Below are 24,111 nucleotides of genomic sequence, written 5' to 3'. Positions count from 1 at the left end.
CCGGACAGCGATCCTCTGTCAACTCGAAGTTAGAAAACAAGAACCGGGGGGAAGCAAGCACATGAAACGCCTGATGACGACCCTGATGAAAACGATCGCGACGGCGGGCCTTGCGGTCCTGGCCATGGCGAACTGCGGCGCCGCGCAGGCCCAGCAGCCGCAGAACTGCTCGGTGTGGCTGGTCGAAAGCAGCCGCTTCATGAACGTGCCGTTCGGTTCCTTCATGCCCGACCGGGCCTTCGTCCCGAACAGCTCCAATCCGATGAACAATATCAGCACGATCGACCTGCCGGTCAATCTGGGCGTCATCAAGTGCGGCAACGACCTGATGCTGTACGATTCCGGCTGGAAGCAGCAGGACTATCTCAAGATGACGGGATCGGACCATTGGGCGCCGCTGCCGGAACAGCTCAAGGCGCTGGGCTTCGACGCCGCCGCCGTGACCAGGATCGTCATCGGCCACGGCCACTGGGACCATGCCGGTCAGTTGTCCGACTTCCCGAACGCGGTCGTCTACGTCCAGCGGGAGGAATTGCGCGGCATCGAGTGGGCGCTGAACTATCCCGAACCGCACATCCGGGCGATCAACAGCGATCCCGGCGGCTGCTACCGCACGCCGGCTTGCGGTTACATGCCGCTGACCATGGACGAGATCTACGGCAAGGTCCTTCACGGCAAGGCCGTGATCGTCGACGGCGAGATGGAGATCATGCCCGGCGTTAAGATCCACCCCGCGTTCCGCGCCCATACCGCCGGCTCCCAACTGCTGGAAGTCCCGACCAGCATCGGCAAGCTGGTATTCGGGTCCGATGCCTATTCGTCCTGGGAAGGCATTCGGGACTGGATGGTCGCCAATGTCCAGCAGACGGATTCGGTCCAGCAGTTCCTGGCCTACGAGAAGTGCTACAAGATCACCGGCGGGTACGAGAACTGCGTCGCGGCGCATGAGCCGCTGTCCTACACCGACAAGTACCCGCTCACCAAGAACTCCTGGGTCGGCCCCAACGGCTCGCGCATGGCGGAGATCGCCCTGGCTGCCGGCGAGCGGTCGCACAAGCCCTGAGCAGGTGCAACAGAGACCACCGGCCGGCTGACGAGGCCGGCCGGCTTCAAGTCCCGGTACCACTGCAAGCGCTGCGGCGAGGAGTTTCCGTGATCGGTATCATCATTCGGATGCTCGCCGTAGCCTTGGTCCTGACGGTATCCGATGCCGGGGCGCACGACTCCGCGACCTATGGCGGGTTGTTCCGGTCGCGCGACCTGGGCCGCACCTGGCTCAACGCGGATGCGGGGCTGTTCCTCAGCGCGGCGCTTTCCGTCGCCGTCGATCCGCTCGATCGGGCCCATCTGCTGATGGGAACGGATCTCGGCCTGATGGCGTCGCGGAACGGCGGTCAAAGCTGGATGCCCGAAGCGCCGTCGCTGATCGGGGGCGCCGTCTTCTCGGTGATTTTCGAGAAGGACGGCAGGAGTGCGGTCTGCGTGACGCCCACCGGCGTCTTCCGCTTGCAGGACGGCAACTGGAAACGGTCGAAAACGCCGGACGGCGCAGTGCCCGGCCGCACCCTTGCGACGGGGGCGGGAGCGGGCCGCTTGTACCTGCTGGGCCGCTCACGCCTGTTCAGGAGCGAAGACGGCGGGCGGAGCTTCGATTCCATCACCGGTGCGCCTCATGGACGGGGACCGATGACCGGCGTTGCAGTCGCTGCCGCGACGGCGGAGCAGACCGCGGAAACGCTCTATGCGGTCATCGACGGCAGGATCATGGCGAGCGCGGACGGCGGCGACAGCTGGGAAGCACGAGGCACCGGGCTGGGGCCTGAACCGGTCGACACCCTGGCGCCGGACCTGACGGTGCCCGGCCGTATCTGGGCGGCACAGGCGGGCCGCATCCATGTGTCCGACGATGCCGGCTCCGGCTGGCGGTCAGTGGGCAAACCGTTGCCACCGGAAACGACTGTCCGGGGCATCGCGGCCGATCCGGCGGGGCGTTCGCTGACCGTCTCGACGCACCGGGGGCTGTACCGGAGCGAGAACGGCGGAGACGACTGGACGCCTAGAGAGGGTGTCCTGCCGTTCCATCTCGAAGCCGGACCGCTCTTCCGCGTCCCACACGATCCATCGACCCTTTACGCCGTGTTCTCGCGCACTCCCTATCCTGATATCTGGCGCGCGGCGGTCGACTCCGCCGAAACCGCACCACGTTCCGGTTCCATAACCTTGAAGGGCGGGCTGATCTTCGGCCTGACCCTCCTGGCCATCGTCGCTGTTCTGATGACGCGCTTCACGCTCACGAGACGGGCGGCGCGCCGGTCCCCCTCCGCGACGCTTGCCGGACCTTTGCCGCCACGGGTACCATCATGCTGAAGATTTCCCGCCTGCACGGCATCGGTGCGGCAGTACTGCTGACGGTAGCGGCGACAACCGCCGTCGCGCTCAACCGGTTCGCCGGCGCCGGAGCGGAGGCGCGGTTCGTCGAGTATCCGATGACGCAGCCCCAGGACATGCCGACGGCCGTGGCGGCGGCGCCGGACGGTTCGATCTGGTTCACGCTGGACCTTGCCGACGCGATCGGACGCGTGCGCGACGGCAAGATCGAGCGGCTGCCGACACAGGGCCGCAATGTCGAGCCGATCGGCCTCGGCGCCGCATCCGACGGGGGCGCCTGGTACACCGACGCGGCTGCCAGGGCGGTCAAGCGGATCGATCCGTCCGGCACGATTACAAGCTACCCGCTGGACACACCAATCGTTCGCCTGGGTCGGCTTTCCGTAGCGCCGGACGGCGCCGCCTGGTTCGCCGAGGGCACTAGTTTCAGCATCACCAGCCTGCGCGACGGAACGCTGACCCGGCACGTCTACGACGCCTTGCCGGGCGGTCCCTACGGCGTGGCGGCGGCGCCGGACGGCGCCGTATGGGCGACGCTTCAGGATGCGAACCAGCTCCTTCGCGTCGGGGGCGACGGCTCCGTGCAGTCCTTCGACATACCTCAGCGCGGGTCGGTGCCGACCGACATCGCGGTCGGGCCGGACGGTTCGGCCTGGTTCATCCAGTTCTGGCGGAACCGGATCGGCCGGTTCAAGGACGGGATGTTCACGGAGTTCGACGTACCGACCGAGAATGCCGGGCTGAGCGGTCTGGTGGCGGCGCCGGACGGGAGCGTCTGGTTCGGCATGCTGCGCACCGGCAGCCTTGGCCGACTGCGCGACGGCAAGGTCGCGACGTTCAAGATCCCTCGGGAACGCGCGCGGCCCTACAGCTTGGCGATCGATCGCGACGGCGGCGTCTGGTACGCCGATATCACCGGCTATGTCGGTATGCTGCCGGCCCAATACGCCCGTGATTGAGCCATGACCGGGAAACTTCCGCTTGCAGTCCTTCTCGTCCTGCTGGCCCTGATCCTGCGGCCCGGATCCGCTGGGGCACACGAGGTCAACCTGACCAATGCCCGTCTCTCGATAAGGGGCGACGCCATAGTTGCGACGATCGGCATCAAGGGCAGCGATGTCGATCGGGCAATCGGATCGGCGATCTACGACGCCGCGACCGGCACCGTCGACGGCGATGCGCTTCGCGATGCCACCGAGTCGATCCTTCGCTACTTCACCCGCAACGCAACCGTCGGGGGCGAGGGCGGAGCGGCCTGCCGGCAGGTATCGACAGGAACTGCGCCCGACCGGGACGGCATTGCCGTCACGCTGGAATGGGACTGTGCCGGCGTCACCGGCGCACTCGTCTACCGGTCGACGGTACTGACCGAAATCGAGCCGTCGGCCCGTCAGATCGTCCTGATCGAGAACGAAGACGAGAGCGGCAGCGCGGGACCGGCGCAGGTCCTGCTGAACGGCGATCAGACGGAGGCGGCACTTTCCAACGCGGCACCGGACCTGATGGAGACGGTGCTGCGCTATATCGCGTCCGGTATCGAGCACATCTTCCTGGGCTACGACCATGTCGCGTTCCTGCTCGCCATTCTGCTTTGGGCACGCAGGCTGATGCCAGTCGTCAAGATCGTCACGGCCTTCACGGCGGCCCACAGCATTACCCTGTCGCTGGCAGCCAGCGGCGTTGCCGTGCTGCCGCCGTCCCTGGTCGAGCCCGCCATTGCGGCGAGCATCGTCTATGTCGCCGCCGAAAACTTCATTTCGCGGGACGTCGATCAGCGTTGGCGCGACACCTTCGTCCTCGGCCTGATTCACGGTTTCGGCTTCGCCGGCGCCTTGCAGGCGTTCGGCCTGCCGACCGGGGCGGTCGTTCCGGCGCTGGCCTCCTTCAACGTCGGCGTCGAGATTGGCCAACTTGCGATCGTCGCCGTAGCGGTTCCCGCGCTTCTGCTGCTCGACCGCCTGACGACGGCATCCGGAATGACCGGCATGAGGCGGCCGGGTGTCGTCTATGCCGGGTCCTTGGCGATCATGTCCCTGGGGCTTTACTGGCTTGCCGAACGGACGCTATTCGTCGCGTGAGCGGCGGGTGAGCGAGACCTTGGGACCGTCGATCATCGCGTAGTCCTCCGCGATGATCGACCGGACCCTTGCCCGGACTATCTTTCCCATGGCGTTGCGCGGCAGTTCCGGCAGCGTGACGAACAGACGGGGGCGCTTGTACGGAGTCATGCGCTCCAGCGCAGGCGCCAGTTCGCGCTCCCAGCCGGGTTCGGCTCCGGCGGTGGCCACGGTGATGACTTCGCCCCAGTAGGGCGACGGCAGCCCAACGACCAGCAATTCGCCCTGCCGCAGTGCGGGGCGCAGGTAGCCTTCGACCTCGTCCGGCGAAACCCGGTAGCCGCCGGACTTGATAAGGTCGCCCTCTCGTCCGCACAGGTGGAGGCGGCCGAGAGCGTCGACCATGCCGATGTCGCCGGTCTCGTGGAATTCGTCCGTCGCGAGAGGTGCGAAGCCCTGGCCGGTCAGATAGCCGGCCAACATGTGGCGGGCGCGCAGGAGAAGCCTTCCGGTTCCGGGGAGGCCATTCACTTCTCCGTCGGCAGTCGGCTGCGGGTCGATACGGATCTCGACGCCGCTGGCCGGCCATCCGACGCAGATGCTCTTGCCGGCATCGGGGTCGGAGTACCATGCATCGGTTTCCTCCGGCGTCAGGACAGTGATCGGATTGAAGATCTCCGACTTGCCGTAGGTCAACCGAACGACAGGGCCGAAGACATGGCGGGCCTTGGCGTAGAGTTCGGGCGACAGCGGCGCCGTTCCGGTGAAAACGGTCCGAATATGCGGGAAAGTCCGATCACCAACAGCGGCGACGATCTTCGCCAAGACGGTCGGCGGCGCGAAGACCTGATCGACGCGGCGCTCCTCCAGGATCGGCAGAACCGTCGCGGTATCGACGCCGTTCAGCAGGAACGCCGCCGCTCCACCGTCTAGGAAAGCGCCGCACAGCAGTGACGAGCCGTGCGAATAGGGCGTCATCAGCAGCACCTTGTCGCCTGGGCCGGGCGCTATCTGGAGCGTCGCGCGCAGCAGGATATTGGCGGTCCAGCGCCCACCATGGGTGTAGACGACTCCCTTGGGCGCCCCAGTGGTGCCGGAGGTGAAGACGATCTTTCCCCAGGCGTCCTCCGCCACGGCCGGCAGACCAGTCCCGCCCAGACCAGCCGGCGCGATCTCGTCAACTCGATGTGTTTCGGTGACAATACCATCGAGTAAGGCTGCTCCTTCCCGGTCGGTGACGACCCGCCGGATACCGGCGATGCAGAGGCAGTGGGCGATCTCGTCCCGTGACAGGAGAGTGTTCAGCGGCGTTTCCGCCGCTCCGGCCATGACGGCGCCGTAGCTTGCCCAGACGGCACGTCGGCCGTTCTTGAGAAACGTAGCGACCGGCTCTCCGGGACCGACACCCGCATCGACCAGCCGTCCCGCGACGCCGGCGGCACGGCTGAACAGTTCGGCGAAGGTCACGTCGCCTTCGAGGTCGGATATGGCCGTCCGCCCGGCATGACGCTGGGCCAGGGGAGCCAACTCGTTTTCCCAGCAGATCGAACCCGGCATGCATTCCCTCCTGGAAGTTTTTGTGGAAACGTTTTCTTGACTCGGCGCAGCTTCGCACATTACCGTTTCCTTCACAAGAAACGGGAGGAACGATGTCAGGGACATTACCGCTCAGCGGCATTGTCGTCGTGGAAATCGGCCATAGCGTCGCGGCACCGTACGCCGGACTGATCCTGGCGGATTTGGGAGCCAGGGTGATCAAGGTCGAGAATCCGGCGGGCGGGGATTATGCGCGCGGCTGGGGACCGCCGTTCTGGGAAGGAACCGCAAGCGCGTTCCACAGTTTGAACCGTGGAAAGGAAAGCATCGCGGTCGATCTTTCCAAGACGGAGGACGTCGCGAACCTGCGGCGGCTGATCCTGGAGGAAGCCGATGCGGTGATCCAGAACCTGCGCCCCGGACTGCTGACGAAACACGGCCTCGACGCCGCATCGCTGCGCGAAGTCAAACCCGATCTGGTCTACAGCGATATCGGAGCCTTCGGCGCCGACGGCCCGATGGCGTCGAAGCCCGGTTACGATCCGCTGGTCCAGGCGTTCTCCGGTATCATGAGCGTCACCGGAGAAGGCGGCAGGCCGCCGGTCAGGGTCGGCGTCTCGCTGGTCGACATGGGTTCCGGCATGTGGTCGGTGATCGGCATCCTGGCGGCCCTGCTGGCCCGCGCCGGCAACGGCAGCGGTACGGGCAGCGGCGCCCATGTCGCGACATCGCTCTATGAAACCGGGCTGGCATGGATGACGGTCCATCTGGCGGGATACGCGGCCTCCGGCGAGGTCCGCCGTCCCCACGGATCGGGGCTGGCCGAGATCGTGCCCTATCAGGCGTTCGAGACGCGGGACGGCTGGCTGATGGTCGCCGCCGGCAATGACGGGCTGTTCCGCAAGCTTTGCCTGGCGCTCGGCCGCGGCGACCTTGCCGACGATCCGGAGTTCGCGACCAATGCCTTGCGGGTCGTCAACCGGGGCCGGCTGGTCTCCGACCTCGAACGGCACATGGCCGGAATGACGTTGGAAGGACTGGCGGCGGCGCTCGATGCCGCAGGTGTGCCCTGTGCCCCGATCCAGACGGTCGATCAGGTGATGGAGCATCCGCAGACCCAAGGTCTCGGCATGTTCCGCGACGATGCCGGCCTGCCGTTGGCTGGACTGCCGATGACTTTAGACGGCGTCCGCCCACGCCGGACCGGCAAGGCGCCGGAACTGGGGCAGCACACCGGCGCCACGCTATCGAGGGAGACCGCGAATGCCCGTTAAACTTGAACGGATCGAATTCGACACGCTCAAGCTCGAACGGCTGGGCGAGCACGTCTTGCTGGTGACGCTCGACCGGCCCGAAGCCTCCAACGCCATGAACACCCAGATGGGCCTCGACCTCGTGGCTCTCCTGGAAGACTTCGCCATCGACCAGTACGACATCCGGTGTCTGGTGCTGACCGGCCAAGGGGAGAAGGCTTTCTGCGCCGGCGGCGACCTCAAGGAACGGAAGGGCATGACGGACGAGGCGTGGCAGCGCCAGCATGCCATCTACGAGCGGATGATCCGTGCGCTGATGGGCTGCCCGATCCCCAGCATCGCCGCGGTGAACGGCGCCGCCTATGGCGGCGGCTGCGAGATCGCGGCGGCCTGCGACTTCGCCTACGCCGCCGAACACGCCCGGTTCGCACTGACCGAGGTCACGCTGGGTATCATGCCGGGGGCCGGCGGCACCCAGAACCTGCCGCGTGCGATGGGCGAACGCCGGGCGAAGGAGGTCATCCTGACCGGCTTGCCCTTCACGGCGCAGCAGGCGCTGGACTGGGGTCTGCTCAACCGGGTCCTACCGATCGGCGATCTGGTGCCCGAGGCGCTGAAGACGGCGGAGCGCATCGCCGGCAACGCGCCGATCTCGGTCCGGCAGGCCAAGCAGGCGATGCACCGGGGCATGCAGATGTCGGTGTGGGACGGTTTGGCCTACGAAATCGAAGCCTATAACCGGATGGTCCCGACCGAGGACCGGCGGGAAGGCGTGCTTGCCTTCAACGAAAAACGACGCCCGAACTTCAAGGGCCGCTGAAATCCGGGCCTTTCAACAGGCCTGAAGGGGGGAGGGAATCCCATGCGGGAAAAAGCTTACTTGCGTGAAGTAGGGCTGCGTGACGGCCTTCAGATGGTCAGGTGCATCCTGTCGAGCGACCGCAAGGTTGAGTGGTGCCGGGAAGAGGCAGCGGCAGGAGTAGGCGAGATCGAGGTCACGTCCTTTGTGCCGCCCAAGATCGTGCCGCAGTTCGCCGATGCCGTCGAAGTGGCGGAACGGACCGGCAAGATCGGCGGTTTCCGGCTTTCGGCCCTGGTGCCGAACCTGAAGGGCGCGGAACGCGGCTTCGAGCTTGGCGTTCACAAGCTTAACTACGTCCTGTCGGCGAGCGAGACCCACAATCTTGCCAATGTCCGCCGCTCGACCGAGGACTCGATAGAGGACTTCCGCCGTATCGTCCAGGCGCGGGCGCATCGCGGCCTGGGCTTGGTGGCACTCGGCGCCGGCGTCGCGACAGCCTTCGGCTGCACCATGGAAGGCGCCGTCGACGAAGGCCGCGTGGTTGAGATCATCGACCGGCTGCTCGACGCGGGAGCGGACGAGATCATCGTCGCCGACACCGTCGGCTACGGCAATCCGGCACAGGTGCGCCGCCTGATGGGCCGGGTCGTGGAACGCTGCGGCGATGTTCCGGTCGCGGCCCATTTCCACGACACGCGCGGGCTGGGCCTCGCCAACGTCACCGCCGCCGTCGAGGCCGGCGTCCGCCGCTTCGACGCCTCGCTCGGCGGTCTGGGCGGCTGCCCCTTCGCGCCGGGAGCCACCGGCAACATCGACAGCGAGGACTGCGCCTTCCTGCTGGAGTCCATGGGCTTCGACACCGGCATCGACATAGATGCCCTGATCGCCCTTCGACAGAAGGTCGAGACCTGGCTGCCGGACGAGAAGTTCTACGGCATGGTGGCGAAAGCCGGCCTGCCTAAGCATTACCGGCCGGCTTCGGCCCTGGCCGCCTGAGGGAGAAGCGACATGGACGGATATCTCAGCACTCCCGACGCCATTTCCATGGAACTTGGCGAGGACTATCCCGAACTGCGCGATTCCGTGCGCCGGGTCTGTCAGCGCTTCCCCGGCGAATACTGGCGGAAGCTGGACGAGGCCTCCGGCTACCCGACCGAGTTCGTCGACGAACTGACCAGGGCCGGCTTCCTGGCGGCGCTGATCCCGGAGGAATACGGCGGCTCCGGCCTGCCGATCCGCGCCGCCGCCGTGATCCTGGAAACGATCAATGCCAGCGGTTGCACCGCCAGTCCCGCCCATGCCCAGATGTACATCATGGGCACTCTGCTGCGGCACGGCAGCGCCGAACAGAAGCAGCGCTACCTGCCCGGCATCGCCGACGGCTCGCTCCGGCTCCAGGCCTTCGGCGTAACCGAGCCGACATCCGGTTCCGACACGACCAAGCTGAAGACGCGGGCGGAGCGGCAGGGCGACCACTACGTGGTGACCGGGCAGAAGGTCTGGACGTCCAGGGCGCTGCATTCCGACCTGATGCTGCTGCTGGCCCGGACGACGCCGCTCGACAAGGTGGCGAAGAAGACGGACGGCCTGTCGGTCTTCCTGGTCGATCTGCGCGACGCCGTCGGCAACGGCATGGAAATCCGGCCGATCGACGCGCTGATCAACCACAACACGACCGAAGTCTTCATGGACGGCCTGAAGGTACCCGCCGAGAACCTGATCGGTGAGGAAGGCAAGGGTTTCCGCTATATCCTGGACGGCATGAACGCCGAACGGATACTGGTCGCGACCGAATGCCTGGGCGACGGCCGCTGGCTGCTCGACAAGGCGGTCGAATACGCCAAGACCCGCGAGGTCTTTGGCGGTCCGATCGGCCGCAACCAGGGAATCCAGTTCCCGCTCGCCCGCTGCTATGCCGAGATCGAGGCCGCCGACATGATGGCCCGGCGGGCGGCGGCCCTGTTCGAGGCCGGCGCTCCCTGCGGTTCGGAGGCGAACATCGCCAAGATGCTGGCGTCCGAAGCGACGTGGCATACGGCCGAGGCCGCCTTGCAGACCCATGGCGGTTTCGGCTTCGCCCGCGAATACGACATCGAGCGCAAGTGGCGGGAAGCGAGGCTTTATCAGGTGGCGCCGATCTCGACCAACCTGATCCTGGCCTATGTCGGCCAGCATGTCCTGGGCCTGCCCCGGTCCTATTGACTGGCCCTACCGACCGTCCTCTTCTCCCGAACAAGGAGCTGGCGCATGGCATCCCTGACCTGCGACATCGGAGCCTTCATCGCTTCATATGACGGAAACGCCCTTCCGGCGGAGTGCCGGGAAGCCGCCCGGATCGGCATGACGGACTGCGTCGCCGTCACCATCGGCGGGGCGGACGAGCCGGCGGTGCGGATCGCCGCCGACCTCGTGGGTACAACGGCAGCCGGCGGCGTGCCGGAGATCCCCTCCGGCCGCCCGCTGACGCCGCTCGACGCGGCGCTGGTCAACGGCGTCGCCGCCCATGTCCTGGACTACGACGACGTCGTTCTGGACGGCCATACGAGCGCCGTGCTGACGCCGGCCATCCTGGCGGAAGGCTGGGCACTGGATTCGAGCGGCGCCGAGGCGGTCAAAGCCTATGCCATCGGCTACGAGGTCTGGGCGCGGCTGGTCGAACTCGAACCCGGCCACATGCATGATAGGGGGTTCCATCCGACCGCCTTGTGGGGCACGCTGGCGGCAGCTGCGGCCTGTGCCCGGCTGAACGGGCTGGACGCGACCCAGTCGGCCCATGCGGTGGCGATCGCCGCGTCGATGGCATCGGGACTGGTCGCCAATTTCGGCACCATGACCAAGTCGCTCCATGCCGGGCGGGCGGCTCAGGCGGGGGTGATGGCGGCGAGGCTGGCGGCCAGCGGCTTCACCGGCTCGCCCGACGCGATCGAGCATCCGGTCGGCCTGCTGCGCGCCCATTCCCCCTCGGGCGAGCCGCGCCTCGACTTCGGCGACGACGCCTTGGGCGGGCGCTGGCGGCTGGCGGAGCATGGGGTCAACGTCAAGCAGTACCCGATCTGCTACGCGACCCATCGCAGCATCGACGCTATGCTCGACCTTGTGCGCGACCACGGCCTGACCCCGAACGACGTGGCGGAAATCCACGTCCGGATCGGCAGGACACAGCGGCTGATGCTGCGCAACCGGTCGCCGAAGACCGGGCTTGAAGCGAAGTTCAGCATCGAGTTCGCCATGGCCTCGGCCTTGGTCGCCGGTCAGGTCGGCCTGCGCCAGCTCACCGACGATTTCGTCCGGCGGGACGACGTGGTCCAGGCGATGACGAAGGTCGTCACGACGACGACGGACGAATGCATGCCCGACATGCCGTTCGCCCCGGCGGATGAGGTATCGGTGGTGCTGGGCTCCGGCCAGACCCTCCGGCACGAGCCGGTGGCTCTCGCCAAGGGAAGCTGGGGCAAGCGGCTCAGCCGCGACGAGTTGCGGGCGAAGTTCATCGACTGCGTGGGCGACCGGCTGGGCAGCGGCGAGACCGCCGACCGGCTGTTCGGCGACCTGATGGATCTCGACCGCGTGACGTCCCTGCGCTCACTCGACCTTACCAACCGACACGCGGCGGCAAAGCACTGACGCGACCGCGGCAAGAGGCCAAGAACGCCCGGCCGCTCGTTTACGATCGAGAAACAGGTCTAATCAAGAAATAGGGGAGGAATCGATGAGTCTCTTGAGCAGGCGATTACTTGGAACGCTGTCCGTGGCCGTTCTGGCGACGCTGACCGCGATCGGATCGGCGGATGCGGCGGAGAAGCTGCGCATCTCGCTCGACACCAATCCCTCTCACGTCCGCAACAAGGGCGTCGACCTGTTCGTCGAGGCGCTTAAGCAGCGCGTCGGCGACCGGATGGAGATCGAGGTCTATCCCAGCGCCCAGCTTTACCGCGACCGCGACGTCGGACGAGCGCTGCGGCAAGGCAGCGTCGAGATGGCGGTTCCCGGAACCTGGGTTCTCGACGGCCTCGTGCCTGTTATGGCGATGACCTCCCTGCCCGCCTTCTACGGGATCGACGAGCAGGCGACGCTGACGCTGATGGACGGCGAGCTTGGCCAGAAGATCAACGAGCGGACCGAGGAGCGGATGCGGGTCAAGGTGCTCGGCCCGTGGATGAACCTGGGTTTCTCGCACTTCTACAGCGTCTCGAAGCCGCTCCAGTCGCATGAGGATCTGGTTGGCCTCAAGATCCGCATCTCGGGCGGCACATCCAACGCCGACCGCGTCTCCGGCCTGGGCGGCACACCCAACCTGATCCCCTGGCCGGACGTGCCGCTGGCGCTGTCGTCCGGCGTGGTCGATGCCGTGTCGTCCACGCATGAGAGTATCGCCAGCGCCAAGCTTTGGGAGTCCGGAATCCACTATGCGTTCGAAGACAACCAGTGGTTCGGCCAATACGTCCCACTCGTCTCGGAGAAGTTCTGGAAGGGACTAGACAAGGATCTCCAGGCCGCGATGACCGAAGCATGGGCGGAAACGATACCCAAGGCGCGGCAGATGGCGGCCGATGCCCAGACGCACGCCCGCGAGCAGGTTGCGGCCAACGGCGTCAAGATCGTGACAGCCAGCAAGGAAGCCCTGCGCGACAAGCGGCTGAAGCTGCTGGAAACGCAGGACGGCATCGTCAAGGACATGAACATCGACACCGATCTGGTGGATTTGGCCATGAAGGAGATCGATCGCCTTGGCATCGTCAAATGATGTGATCGGCCGGGACGCGGCGCGCTACGACGCCGTGTCGCCGGTCAGCGGAGAAGCGGAAAGCCGCACGGCTGCCGGGAACTCCGAATCCCGGCATTCCGGCGCTTCGTCCGGCCTCTTCCACTGGATCGACAGGCTGGAAAGCCTGATCGTCGGGGTCATCCTGGGCTCGGCCCTGCTGCTGGTCGTCGTCACCATCGTCCTGCGCTATCTGGTCCCACAGTTCGCCCCGCAGATCACCGACGAAGTGACGGTCTATATGGTCATGTGGGCGGTCCTGCTCGCCTGCGGCGGCATCACATCGCGCGGCGAGCATGTCAAGGCGGACTTGGTGGTCGGCTCGCTCTCGCCGGGGGTCCAGCGAGCCTGCGAGATCGCCAGCCACGTCGTCGGCATCGGCTTCTGCCTGGTGCTCGCGTGGTTCGCCAGCCAGGTGACCTACGAGGCCTGGGACTTCGGCGACCTTTCTCCGACCAACCTGCGCTTCCCGATGTGGATCTATTACGCGGCGCTGCCGCTCGCGGCCGCATCCATGGCCGTCCGGCACCTGATCGTCCTGGTGAGACTGCTGACAGGCTCTCGCACCGCTATGGCCCAGCGATAAGGAGTTCTCCCGATGGGCGGAATAGCGATGTTCGGCGGGATGCTCGTGCTGGGCTTCCCGATCTACCTGGTGCTCGGCGTCACCGCCTTCTTCCTGCTTGCGATGACCGGCACGCCGATGGTCAGCGTGGCGCAGAAGATCGTCGACGAACTGAATTCACAGACCCTGCTGGCTGTCCCCTTCTTCGTGGCGGCGGCGGTCTTCATGGAGCGCGGCGGCATCGCATCCGCGCTGATCGACGCCACCTCGACCTGGGTCGGTAGGGTCAGGGGCGGCCTTGGGATCGTCTGCGTCCTGGCCTGCACGATCTTCGCGGCGATGTGCGGGTCCAGCGTCGCAACGGCCCTGGCGATGGGCACGATCCTGGTGCCGAGCATGCTGAAGCTCAACTACGACCGGCATTTCGCGGCCGGTGTCGTCGGCGCCTCGGGCACGCTGGGCATCCTGATTCCGCCCAGCCTCGCCATGGTGGTCTACGGCGTGCTGGCGGATGAATCCGTCCCCCGCCTGTTCCTCGCCGGCGTCGTACCAGGGCTTCTCCAGGCGGCGTTGATCGGAGCCTGGGTGCTGTATTACAGCCACCGCAAGGGGTATCCGAGGCCGGAGCCGATCTCCGGCGCGGAGTTCCGGCGCAAGAACCTCGGGGCGCTGCCCGCTTTCGCAATGCCGGCGATCGTGCTCGGCGGCATCTATGGCGGCCTGACCACCGTCACCGAGGCGGCGGCCCTGTCCGCCGTGGCGGCGCTGGTCATCAGCATGGGGTTCTACAAGCGGATCGGGCCGTCGGACATCCTGCCCTTGCTGGCCCAGGCGGCCCGCAACTCCGCGGCTATCATGATCATCATCGTGATGGCCCTGGCGTTCGGCCATTACGTCACCGAAAGCGGCATGGCGGCGGCCGTCGCCAGCCAGATGCGGGCATGGGACCTGCAACCCTGGCATTTCCTGGTGCTGGTGAACCTGCTGCTGTTCGCGCTCGGCATGTTCCTGGAAGTCTTCTCGGTGCTGCTGATAGCCTTGCCGGTGCTGCTGCCGATGCTCGACACCTTCGGCATCGATCCGATCCATTTCGGCATGATCATCGTGATCAACATGGAACTGGCGCTCCTGACGCCGCCGGTCGGATTGAACCTGTTCATCCTGGCGTCGATCACCAAGGCGCCGCTGACCGAAGTGATCCGGGGCATCACGCCCTTTGCCATCCTGCTCCTGATCCTGTTGATCATTATCATGGCATTCCCGCAGCTTTCGCTGTGGCTGCCGAACCTTTTGCTGGGATAGGAAAATGGGTGCGGGCGATTACCGGATGATTTGCGCTATGGTTTGGAAACTTCGTGACCTCCGGGGAACTCCATGAACGTGGCGCCCAGACCGATCCGCACCCCCCATCCGGACCCCGGCGGTCCGGAGGTTCCGGCTAACGTCACGATCAAGCAGATCGCGCGGGAGGCCGGCGTCGGAATCGCCACCGTTTCCCGCGTGATGCACAACCACCACTCGGTCAGCGAGGACCTGCGCCAGCGGGTCCGCAAGGCGATTGACCGGCTGGGCTACGAACCCAACCCGGCGGCGCAGGCGATGCGCACGCGGTCGTCGCGGACGATCGCTTGTGCTATCCGCGACATCTCCATCCCGGAATTCGCGTCCTTCGTCTGGTCGGCCGAGCGGATCATCCGCGACGCCGGCTATACCCTGATCCTGACCAACACCGGCGACGATCCGCGCCATGAAGCCGACCTGCTCAAGGTATTCGCAAAACGCCGGATCGACGGGCTGCTGCTGACCAAGAGTGCCGAGGCGGTGCCGGAGCTGGAGGACGCCATCGCCCGCGTCAACGCACCCGTGGTGCTGATCGACCGCGAGGCCGGGAATTTGGCGGACAGCGTCGTCATCGACCACCGCCGCGGCATCCGGGCGGCGGTCGATCACTTGGCATCGTTCGGCCATACCAGGATCGCCCTGCTGACCGGCAAGCCGCATATGCGCCCCTCGCGTGAGCGGATCGAAGGCTACAGGGAAGGCCTGGCGGCCAACGGTATCCCCTTCGACGAGCGCATGCTCCAGACCGAAAGCTTCGTCGCCGAGCAGTGCTTCCGCACCACGTCCTTCATGCTGGACGGCACGGACCGGCCGACCGCGATCATCGCCGGCGGCATGTCGCTGCTGGTCGGCGTGCTCAAGGCGGTGTCGCTGCGCGGCTTGCGGATTCCCGACGACCTGTCGATCGTCGCCGGCTGCGATTCCGATCTGGCGCTGCTGACGTCGCCGCCGACGACGGCGATCCGCTGGGATATCCAGGCCTGGGGCAAGGCCTCGGCCGAGCTTCTGCTGGACCGGATCGGTGGCCGTCACAGTGGTCCGGGACGTCAGATGATGCTGCCGACCGAACTGGTCATCCGGGGATCGTGCGGGCGGCCGCCTGAAAGACGTTCAGATCGGCCATAGACGTTTCTCGTGGAAGAGAGGCGCCGTCCGGTCGCGGGTCTTGGCCCTGACCGAATCAAAGTGCCGTTCCGGTGCAATCCTCTGCCTCAGCACGTTGTCATGCTACGTGTAGAACGAAGTGACCAAGCCCAGAGCTACGGTCAAGTAGCCATCGCAAGGAGGAACGTGACCGCATGAAGATCACCGCAATCGAACCGTTCATCGTCCATCTGCCGCTGACGGCTAGTTCGATTTCCGACTCCACCCACAGCATCACCCATTGGGGTGTCGTCGGGACCCGCATCGTGACCAGCGACGGACTGACGGGCTACGGGTTCACCGGGACCCATGCGCACCTGCCGTCGGACCGCCTGATCACGTCCTGCATCAGCACCTGCTACGCGCCGTTGCTGATCGGGGAGGATGCGAACGACAGGACGCGGTTGTGGAACAAGCTGGCGCGCAGTCCGGCGCTTCAGTGGGTCGGCCGCTCCGGCATCACGCAGTTGGCGCTGGCCGCCGTCGATGTCGCCCTGTGGGACATCGCCGCCAAGGCGGCCGGCGTGCCGCTCTGGAGCTATCTGGGCGGGGCGAGGACGGACAAGCTGGAAGGCTACAACACCGATATCGGGTGGCTGTCCTTCGATCTCGATACCATGCTCGACCTGACGCGGCGGGCCACGGAAGAGGACGGCTTCACCCGCATCAAGATCAAGGTCGGCCACGAAAATCCCGCTACCGACATCAAGCGGCTGGAGGCGGTTCGGCAGCGGATCGGGTCGGATATCCGCATCGCCGTGGACGGAAACGGCAAATGGGACCTTCCGACCTGCCGGCGGTTCTGTGCCGGGGCGAAGGATCTCGACCTCTTCTGGTTCGAGGAGCCGACCTGGTACGACGACGTTTCCAGTCATGCCCAACTGGCGCGGTCGACCGAAATCCCGATAGCACTGGGCGAACAGCTCTACACGGTGGACGCTTTCCGCAGCTTCATCGACGCGGAGGCCGTGGCCTATGTCCAGCCCGACGTGACCCGGCTGGGCGGCATCACCGAGTATATCCAGGTCGCCGACCTCGCCTTGGCCAACCGGCTGCCCGTAGCCCCCCATGCGGGCGAGATGAGTCAGGTCCATGTTCATCTCAGCTACTGGCACCCGGCCTCGGGCATTCTCGAATACATCCCCTGGATCAAGGACCACTTCGAAGAGCCCATCCATGTCGAAGGAGGCATCTACCGTCTGCCCCAGCATCCCGGCGCCGGCACCACGCTGCTCGCCGACAGTCTTCAAACCTTCGGGAAGAGCCTGGCTTGAAGAAACTGGTTTGAAGACTGCCAAGCGGCGTTGCCGGCACCGGGACGCCGCTTCAGTGACTAGCCGGCCAGTGTTCCAGCGCCGCGTCCTCAATCGTCTTTTCACCGGTCGAGGGGCGGGCGTTCAGGACGGCGTTCAGCAGGACCGCGCAGAGCGCGCCCAGCGTTATGCCGCTGTGGGTCAGGGGCGCCGTCCAATGCGGGAACTGGTCGAAGAAAGTGGGTGCCACCAGCGGGATCATGCTGACGCCCAGGCTGATGGCGACGATCAGCAGGTTGTTGCGGTTCTCGAAGTTCACCTTGCCCAGGATCTTGATGCCGGTCGCGGCGACCATGCCGAACATGGCGATCCCGGCCCCGCCGAGCACGGCCACGGGAATGGACGCCACGATCGTCGCCAGTTTGGGCAGCAGTCCCAGCGCCAGCAGGATGACGCCCGCCACCGCGACCACCCATCTGCTGCGGACGCCGGTCATCCCGACCAGACCGACGTTCTGGGAGATCGATGTGTGCGGGAAGGTGTTGAAGATGCCGCCGATCAGCGTGCCGATGCCGTCGGTGCGAAGGCCGCGCGTCAGGTCCGTCTCGCCGACCGGGCGGTCGGTCAGTTCGCCGAGCGCCAGGAACATGCCGGTGGATTCGACCATCACGACCAGCATGACGAGGCAGAGCGAGAGGATCGGTCCGATCTCGAACACGGGAGGGCCGAAGGCGAAGGGATAGACGACCGCGAACCAAGGAGCATCGGACAGTCCGGAAATGTTGACCATCCCGGCGGGCAGGGCCACCGCGAACCCGATGATCAGCCCGAGCAGAACCGAGACGTTGGACCAGAAGCCTTTGAAGAACCGGTTGATGAGCACGATCGAGACCAGCACGAGGAAAGCGACGGTCAGGTAGCGAGGCGCTCCGAAGTCGGCCACTCCCCTGCCCCCTCCGGCCCAGTTGATCCCGACCTGCAACAGCGTGATGCCGATGGCGGTAATGATCGTGCCGGTGACGACGGGCGGAAAGAAGCGCAGCATCCTGCTGAAGAACGGCGCCACCAGCACCGTGAACAGGCCGGACGCCATGACGGCCCCCAGGATGGTCGGCAGACCCGTTCCGGCATTGGCCATGGCGACCATCGGGCCGACGGCGGCGAAGGTCACGCCCATCATGACCGGCAGGCGGATGCCGAACTTCCAGACGCCGACGCTTTGGATCAGCGTCGCGATGCCCACGGCGAACAGATCGGCGCTGATCAGGAAGGCGATCTGGTCCTTGGGAAGCTTGAGGGCCGCGCCGATGATCAGCGGCACCGCGATCGCACCCGCATACATGACGAGCACATGCTGAAGGGCGACGGTAAACATCTGCCATGGAGGCAGCATGGCGTCCACTGGATGGATAGCCGAATGGTTTTGGGCCGGATCGGCGATCCGACCCGTTCCGCGCTCTCGTCGTGCCGACCGATCCGACATATGACGTTCCTCTCCCGAAGGATTTATTGTTTTTCGGCGCGGGTTTCTGTCGTTCCGCGTCCGGAACAAGTGTTAGGCGGGGTGTCCCGGTGGGGGAAGCCACCGAGTACCGCAACACTTTCAAATAATTCGGAAGGGTCGGGTGAGCGGGGATCGCGGAGGACGTGCCGCGGTCTACTGGGGTTCGATCTCGTCGGTAACGCCGAGAGCTTCAAGCAAAAGCTCAATCTCCGTCTCGACGGCTTCAAGGTTGCGATGAAGGCGTTCCGCCGCCTTGGGGTCGTGACCGCTCGCCATCACCAGTTCACCTGACAAACGTGCGGCGATAGCTTGCAGTTTGTCGAGTCTCTGTTCATAGGTTCGGCGCGTTACATCACTCATGGTCAGCATGGCTTTGTTCCCACATCGGCCTAGTGATTTCTCCGCTATCTGACACTCTATCGCCGGTGACGTCAATTCTTTGAAACACCGCCGCCCTTGACCTGTTGACGCCGTCATTCGTCCGTTTGATCGAATACGTCGTGGGAGATTAAGAATGAACACGCAGCGGCTTGCCGTGATTACCGGCGGCTCGAGTGGCATCGGCCTGGAACTGGCTCGGCGGTTCGGCCGCCACGGTTACGACCTTGTGATCGGCGGCCAGGATTCTCCGAAGCTCGAAGGCGCCGCGGCCCTGCTCCGGCGGGAAACCGGCCGGGAGGTCTGGACGGCTCCGGCCGATCTGGCGCAGTCGGACGGCGTCGAGCGGTTCTACGAGCGTGTCCGGGAGATAGGCCGCCCGGTCGATGCGTTCTGCGCCAATGCCGGAGTCGGCGTCGGCGGCGGCGACTTCAGCCAGACCGATCTCGATGCCGAGTTGCGTCTGATCGACCTCGACGTCCGCAGCCAGGTACACCTAACAAAGCTGATCGTCCGCGATATGGTCGCGCGCGGCAGCGGCAGGATCCTGTTCACATCGTCGATCTCGGCGCTGATGCCGGGACCGTTCGAAGCCGTCTATTCGGCATCGAAGATGTTCATAAGGTCGTTCGCCGAGGCGCTGCGGAACGAAATGGCGCCCAAGGGGATCGTCGTCACGGCGCTGCTTCCCGGCCCGACCGACACCGACTTCTTCCACCGGGCCGGCATGGACGGGACGCCGGTCGGAGACGGCGCGAAGGACGATCCCGCCGAAGTCGCGCGCCAGGGCTTCGAAGCGCTGATGGCGGACCGGCATCACGTGATCGCCGAGAGCCTAAAGACCAAGATCCAGGCCGCCGCCACCAACCTGATGTCCGACCCGATGCTGGCGCAGGTCCATCGCAGGATGAGCGAGCCGAAGGCAGCCCGACGCCAAGCGTCATCGCGGCAGGCGTCGTCTGGCTCGCTGGTGTTCATGGGGACCAGCTTGGCGCTGGTCGCCCTGCTGACTACGGCTGCCATCGTCAAGCCGGGACGCCGGATGGCCGGTGATGCGCGTGACGGTCATTACCGGAGCTGATGAGTCCGGAGCCAACGTCGAGAGAATCCGATTGGTCGCTTGAACGGCAGCGCGGAGGGACAAGGGCCGGCGGCTTACGGTCTCAAGTTGCGGAGCTGCCCGCCGGTCCGTCCTCCGGCTTCTCAGCCGACAGATCGTCTTGAATGACCCTGACGACCTTCTTCCGGATTTCCTCGTCGATTGCGGCCATTCCGTTTGCTGCCAGAAACCGCCACTTCGGTCCACGGCCGCACAGTTCCTCCCAAGCATCGCGCAGATCCGCCTTGCGGCGGTCAGCCAGCACATCGAGCAGGACTTCCGCCTGTAGCAGATCCTTATCGATTTTCGCAGCGTCTTCCCGGCGACGCTGACTGACGATCAGTTTGTGAAGGGCATATCGTTCAGGTCTGGGGACATTGACCAGGACGCCGCCGCCATGAAGCACGGCGGCTGGTATCGCGTCATAGATCAGGAAGTCAAGGAAGCGAAGCGGCTGAGCCTGCGCCTGGAGTGCCGGTAAGTCGACGGGCGCTTCCAGATCAGGCCCCCTGTTCGGGGTCAATACTTCTACGCGATACTCGATGTCGTTCCTGTTAGCCATGTGCAGGCAGGCATCCGTGGCGTAGGGAACAGGCTGGAAGCTGGAGTCGATACCGCGGAGGATGTCGAGCAGCGGCTCGGTCTGATCATCGTCAGCGATCGCCACCGATATCGACCTGAATTGAGCAATATCTATATCTCCGGTCTGAACGATCGCTCCCGGTAGCTTGACGCCGAGCAGTCCGCCGAATGTTTGAAATGCGACGGTTCCGACAAGACAAGCGGGCAGCCGGAACACGCCGGCACGGGATAAGGCTTCCAGGATTTCACCCGTCTCATCGGGTGGAACGGCGATCCCCGATCTCCGCAGCGCGGCGATCAACTGTCGGCGTTCCTTGTAGGCACTCTTTGTTTTTCCATGCTTTGCGATACGCTCGCGTATATCCGGACCATCGGGTCCGGCATATTTCTGCCGACGATGTCCGCTGCTATCGGGACTTTCGCGGAAGTACCAGTAGTCGCGCCCCTTGATCGATGTTTTGTAGAAGCCGCCATTAGGCGGAAAGTCGGCATCGAAAGCCGCGATCTCGCACCTGTCGATCAGTTCGGCATAAAGCGTCTGGATCGGCATGGTCAGGCGTTCAACCATGGCAGTTTTCCGATTTCAACATGGTTACAGCCAGATTTCAATTCTGGCTGTAACCATCATAACCACTTTACCGGCTTGGCGACAAGCATGTGCGTCCCTGGTTACAGCCAAAATTCAAATCTGGCTGTAACCGGCGTGCATTGGGCGTGCTCGGTCGACAGGAGTCATCGATTCTTATCGGTCTTGGGGCTGCGGCTGCGGGCGGTCCAGTATCTTCCAGACGCCATTGGCCGAGGACACGACCCGGTCGCCGACCATCAGCATGCCGCGCAGGAAGACGAGCGTCTGTGTCTTTCTGATCACTTCCGGCTGGATCTCGATGAAGTCGCCGATCTCGCCGGCTCCGATGAACTGCATGTCGAACTGAATGGTGACGCAGACCCTGGTCTGCGCCGCCTCCCAGGCGGCGATGCCGAGCGCCCGGTCGCCGAACGTCATCAGCATGCCGCCCTGGACGACGTTGATCAGGTTAGCGTGCTTCGGTTCCGCCCGGAAGCCGAAGGCGAGGCCCCGTTCGTCCCGCTTCCGCCAGAGGGGGCCGACCAGATCAAGGAAGCCGGCGTCGGGCAGACGCTCCCATCCGGCTTTGGCAGGGTCGAAGGTGGATGGCGTGCGATGAGGCATGGTGCGGAATTTCCAGAAAGTCGGATGCTTCCGGCACCATTGCCCATCGGGCGAGCTTCGGCAACGGCCGAACGATCAGGCCCGGATCTTCTCCAGCCCTTTCCAATCGAACTCGATCCCGTGACCCGGCCGTTCCGGCGCCAGGGCGACGCCGTCCTCGATCCGGAGCGGTTCCGCGATATAGCGCTCCAGCCCGAATCCGTGAGCTTCCAGATAGGAGCGGTTTGGACAGGCGGCCAGCAGGTGGACGGTCACGTCATGCGCGCCGTGGCTGGTTACCGGCAGGTTGAAGGCTTCGGCCAGATGGGCGATCTTCATGAAGGGGGTGACGCCACCGCAGTTAGTGACGTCGGGTTCCGGGTAGGTCACGCCGCCGCCGGCGATGTAGAGTTTGAATTCCCAAAGGGTGCGCAGGTTCTCGCCGGCTGCTATGGGGAGGCCGCCTTCGCGGACGATGCGTGCGTGGCCTGCCGGGTCGTCGGGGATGGTCGGTTCCTCGAGCCATGTCAGGTCGAACGGCTGGAGGGCGCGGGCGGCTCGGATCGCTTCGTCCACGCCCCATTTCATGTTGGCGTCCACCATCAGGGGGAAGCCTTGGCCGAGATGCTGGCGCATGGCGGCGACGCGCTCGACGTCCTCGAACAAGTTCTTGCGGCCGACCTTCATCTTGATCGCGCGGAAGCCCTTGGCGAGGTTGCCGTCGGTCTGGCGCAGCAAGTCGTCGAGGGGAAGGTCGAGGTCGATGCCGCCGGCATAGCAGGGCACGCGGGGATCAAAGCCGCCGAGCAGACGCCACAGCGGCAGGTTGGCGCGGCGGGCCTTGAGGTCCCACAGCGCCATGTCGAAGGCGGAGAGGGCGAGGACGGTCGGGCCGCCTCTGCCGCCGTAATGGAGCGCCCACCATGCCTTGAGCCACAGGCGTTCGATGGTGTCGGCGTCCTCGCCGGCCATCAGTTCGGTCATCTCGCGGGTCAGCACGGAATCGACGGCGCCGCCGTTGCGGCCCACGGTGAAGGTGTAGCCGGTGCCTTCCGCCCCGTCGGCGTCACGCAGGCGGACGGTGTTGAGTTCGAACGCCTTCATTTCGCCGTGGGTGCTGTCGGTCAGCACCGTGGGCAGCGGTATGCGGTAGAATCCGGGTTCGATCGAAGTCAGTCTTGCCATTGTACTTTCCGTTTACTCGGGAGCTTCTATTCCAGCCTGCGCCCGCTCTCGGCGTCGAACAGGTGAACATGTGCGGTGTCCGGCTGGATGCGCAGGGTTTCGCCCGGCTTGGGATGGATGCGACTGCGGAACAGGCAGTCGAATTCGGTGTGCCCGCCCTTGACCACGATCAGGGTTTCCGATCCGGTCGGTTCGACCACCACGACTTCCACCGGAACGCCGCCGTCGCTGAGCGTGATGTGTTCGGGGCGGAGGCCGTAGACGAGGGGGCGGCCGGCGGGGGCCGAGGCATGGTTCGCCGGCAGCGGTAGGCGCAATCCGCCCTTGGTCACGAAGGCGTCGCCTTCGATGGCGCCTTCCAGCAGGTTCATCGCGGGGGAGCCGATGAAGCCGGCGACGAAGAGGTTGCCCGGCCTGTCGTAGAGGTCGAGGGGTGCTCCCATCTGCTCCACGATGCCGTCGCGCATCACCACGATCTTGTCGGCCATGGTCATGGCCTCGATCTGGTCATGGGTGACGTAGACCGTCGTGGTCCGGAGCCGCTGGTGCAACTCCTTGATCTCGGCGCGCATGGCGACGCGCAGCTTGGCGTCCAGGTTGGACAGCGGCTCGTCGAACAGGAAGACCTTAGGGTCGCGGACGATGGCGCGGCCCATGGCGACGCGCTGGCGCTGGCCGCCGGACAGTTCCTTGGGATAGCGGCCGAGCAGCTTGGTCAAGCCTAAGATATCGGCGGCGCGGTTGACCCGGACCTCGATATCGGACTTCTTGGCCCGACGCAGCCGCATGGAGAACGCCATGTTCTCCGCGACCGTCATGTGGGGGTAGAGGGCGTAGTTCTGGAACACCATGGCGATGTCTCGTTCCTTGGGCGGGATGTCGTTGACCACCCGAGGACCGATGCGGATCTCGCCGCCGGTGATGCTTTCCAGTCCGGCGAGCATGCGGAGCAGCGTCGATTTTCCGCAGCCCGAGGGACCGACCAGAATGACGAACTCGCCGTCCTGGATGTCTACCGATACGCCGTGAAGGACCTGCGCGTTGCCATAGGCCTTGCGGACGTCCCTGATCTCAACCGAGGCCATGCTTGGT

22 protein-coding genes are annotated in these 24,111 nt (G+C 65.3%); 15 read left to right on the top strand and 7 right to left on the bottom strand.

Annotated elements, in window-relative coordinates:
• Positions 1 to 61 precede the first annotated feature (61 nt).
• The 4 genes from N826_RS05450 to N826_RS05435 all read left to right on the top strand — a co-directional run bounded on the left by N826_RS05450 (position 62) and on the right by N826_RS05435 (position 4,466).
• The gene (locus tag N826_RS05450) at positions 62 to 1,063 is read left to right on the top strand and encodes an MBL fold metallo-hydrolase (protein WP_044426506.1); all 1,002 of its coding nucleotides are present in this window, start codon (positions 62 to 64) and stop codon (positions 1,061 to 1,063) included.
• An 89-nt stretch (positions 1,064 to 1,152) separates the two neighbouring features.
• A complete protein-coding gene (locus tag N826_RS05445) occupies positions 1,153 to 2,367 on the top strand; it encodes a WD40/YVTN/BNR-like repeat-containing protein (RefSeq protein ID WP_044426505.1) in 1,215 nt (404 codons plus the stop codon).
• Positions 2,361 to 3,347: a Vgb family protein gene (locus N826_RS05440; RefSeq protein WP_044426503.1), complete on the top strand. Its 987-nt coding sequence runs from the start codon at positions 2,361 to 2,363 to the stop codon at positions 3,345 to 3,347. Before N826_RS05445 ends, N826_RS05440 begins: the two co-directional genes overlap by 7 nt.
• Before the next feature lie 3 nt (positions 3,348 to 3,350).
• Positions 3,351 to 4,466 (top strand): HupE/UreJ family protein, encoded by a 1,116-nt coding sequence (locus N826_RS05435; protein WP_044426501.1) that lies wholly within the window; start codon positions 3,351 to 3,353, stop codon positions 4,464 to 4,466.
• On the opposite strand, the gene N826_RS05430 is transcribed toward N826_RS05435, so the two are convergent.
• Positions 4,452 to 6,002, bottom strand: coding sequence for a class I adenylate-forming enzyme family protein (locus N826_RS05430; RefSeq protein ID WP_044426498.1), 1,551 nt, complete (start codon positions 6,000 to 6,002; stop codon positions 4,452 to 4,454). The two genes, N826_RS05435 and N826_RS05430, sit on opposite strands and share 15 nt — an antisense overlap.
• Positions 6,003 to 6,094: 92 nt before the next feature.
• Between N826_RS05430 and N826_RS05425 the strand changes: the two genes are divergently transcribed.
• The 10 genes from N826_RS05425 (at position 6,095) to N826_RS05380 (ending at position 17,121) form a co-directional block, all read left to right on the top strand.
• Complete coding sequence (locus tag N826_RS05425) at positions 6,095 to 7,255, top strand: CaiB/BaiF CoA transferase family protein (RefSeq protein WP_044426496.1); 1,161 nt, start codon at positions 6,095 to 6,097, stop codon at positions 7,253 to 7,255.
• On the top strand, positions 7,245 to 8,054 hold the full coding sequence (locus N826_RS05420; protein WP_044426493.1) for an enoyl-CoA hydratase/isomerase family protein: 810 nt from the start codon (positions 7,245 to 7,247) through the stop codon (positions 8,052 to 8,054). Before N826_RS05425 ends, N826_RS05420 begins: the two co-directional genes overlap by 11 nt.
• 42 nt (positions 8,055 to 8,096) lie before the next feature.
• Positions 8,097 to 9,032, top strand: a complete 936-nt coding sequence (locus N826_RS05415; RefSeq protein WP_044426490.1) for a hydroxymethylglutaryl-CoA lyase — start codon at positions 8,097 to 8,099, stop codon at positions 9,030 to 9,032.
• Positions 9,033 to 9,044: 12 nt separating this feature from the next.
• Positions 9,045 to 10,238, top strand: coding sequence for an acyl-CoA dehydrogenase family protein (locus N826_RS05410; RefSeq protein WP_044426488.1), 1,194 nt, complete (start codon positions 9,045 to 9,047; stop codon positions 10,236 to 10,238).
• Between the two features lie 45 nt (positions 10,239 to 10,283).
• Entirely contained in the window at positions 10,284 to 11,660 is a 1,377-nt protein-coding gene (locus N826_RS05405) for an MmgE/PrpD family protein (RefSeq protein ID WP_044426486.1), read from the top strand.
• Between the two features lie 85 nt (positions 11,661 to 11,745).
• On the top strand, positions 11,746 to 12,780 hold the full coding sequence (dctP, locus tag N826_RS05400; protein WP_044426484.1) for a TRAP transporter substrate-binding protein DctP: 1,035 nt from the start codon (positions 11,746 to 11,748) through the stop codon (positions 12,778 to 12,780).
• Positions 12,764 to 13,384: a TRAP transporter small permease gene (locus tag N826_RS39695; RefSeq protein ID WP_169789290.1), complete on the top strand. Its 621-nt coding sequence runs from the start codon at positions 12,764 to 12,766 to the stop codon at positions 13,382 to 13,384. Before dctP ends, N826_RS39695 begins: the two co-directional genes overlap by 17 nt.
• 12 nt (positions 13,385 to 13,396) lie before the next feature.
• Positions 13,397 to 14,665, top strand: a complete 1,269-nt coding sequence (locus N826_RS05390) for a TRAP transporter large permease (RefSeq protein ID WP_044426482.1) — start codon at positions 13,397 to 13,399, stop codon at positions 14,663 to 14,665.
• 72 nt (positions 14,666 to 14,737) lie between these two features.
• On the top strand, positions 14,738 to 15,829 hold the full coding sequence (locus tag N826_RS05385; RefSeq protein WP_052830853.1) for a LacI family DNA-binding transcriptional regulator: 1,092 nt from the start codon (positions 14,738 to 14,740) through the stop codon (positions 15,827 to 15,829).
• Positions 15,830 to 16,002: 173 nt separating this feature from the next.
• Complete coding sequence (locus N826_RS05380) at positions 16,003 to 17,121, top strand: mandelate racemase/muconate lactonizing enzyme family protein (RefSeq protein WP_044426479.1); 1,119 nt, start codon at positions 16,003 to 16,005, stop codon at positions 17,119 to 17,121.
• Between the two features lie 52 nt (positions 17,122 to 17,173).
• Here the strand turns inward: N826_RS05380 and N826_RS05375 are convergent, their stop codons facing one another.
• On the bottom strand, positions 17,174 to 18,493 hold the full coding sequence (locus N826_RS05375) for a nucleobase:cation symporter-2 family protein (RefSeq protein ID WP_044426849.1): 1,320 nt from the start codon (positions 18,491 to 18,493) through the stop codon (positions 17,174 to 17,176).
• 264 nt (positions 18,494 to 18,757) lie between these two features.
• A complete protein-coding gene (locus N826_RS05370) occupies positions 18,758 to 18,973 on the bottom strand; it encodes a hypothetical protein (protein ID WP_044426477.1) in 216 nt (71 codons plus the stop codon).
• Positions 18,974 to 19,118: 145 nt separating this feature from the next.
• On the opposite strand from N826_RS05370, the gene N826_RS05365 reads away from it, so the two are divergent.
• Positions 19,119 to 20,063: an SDR family NAD(P)-dependent oxidoreductase gene (locus N826_RS05365; RefSeq protein WP_063772204.1), complete on the top strand. Its 945-nt coding sequence runs from the start codon at positions 19,119 to 19,121 to the stop codon at positions 20,061 to 20,063.
• 82 nt (positions 20,064 to 20,145) lie between these two features.
• On the opposite strand, the gene N826_RS05360 is transcribed toward N826_RS05365, so the two are convergent.
• The 4 genes from N826_RS05360 to N826_RS05345 form a co-directional block, all read right to left on the bottom strand.
• Entirely contained in the window at positions 20,146 to 21,231 is a 1,086-nt protein-coding gene (locus N826_RS05360) for a nucleotidyltransferase family protein (protein ID WP_044426476.1), read from the bottom strand.
• Between the two features lie 174 nt (positions 21,232 to 21,405).
• Positions 21,406 to 21,855, bottom strand: coding sequence for a PaaI family thioesterase (locus tag N826_RS05355; RefSeq protein WP_044426474.1), 450 nt, complete (start codon positions 21,853 to 21,855; stop codon positions 21,406 to 21,408).
• 75 nt (positions 21,856 to 21,930) lie between these two features.
• Positions 21,931 to 23,019 (bottom strand): mandelate racemase/muconate lactonizing enzyme family protein, encoded by a 1,089-nt coding sequence (locus tag N826_RS05350; RefSeq protein ID WP_044426472.1) that lies wholly within the window; start codon positions 23,017 to 23,019, stop codon positions 21,931 to 21,933.
• Between the two features lie 26 nt (positions 23,020 to 23,045).
• Positions 23,046 to 24,104 carry an ABC transporter ATP-binding protein gene (locus N826_RS05345; RefSeq protein WP_044426470.1) on the bottom strand — a complete coding sequence of 353 codons (1,059 nt, stop codon included), beginning with the start codon at positions 24,102 to 24,104 and terminating at the stop codon, positions 23,046 to 23,048.
• Positions 24,105 to 24,111: the final 7 nt, after the last annotated feature.

Source organism: Skermanella aerolata KACC 11604 (assembly GCF_000936425.1).
Lineage (GTDB): Bacteria > Pseudomonadota > Alphaproteobacteria > Azospirillales > Azospirillaceae > Skermanella > Skermanella aerolata.
Note: the sequence above shows the minus strand (reverse complement) of the source record. Positions and strands in the feature narration are given on the sequence as shown.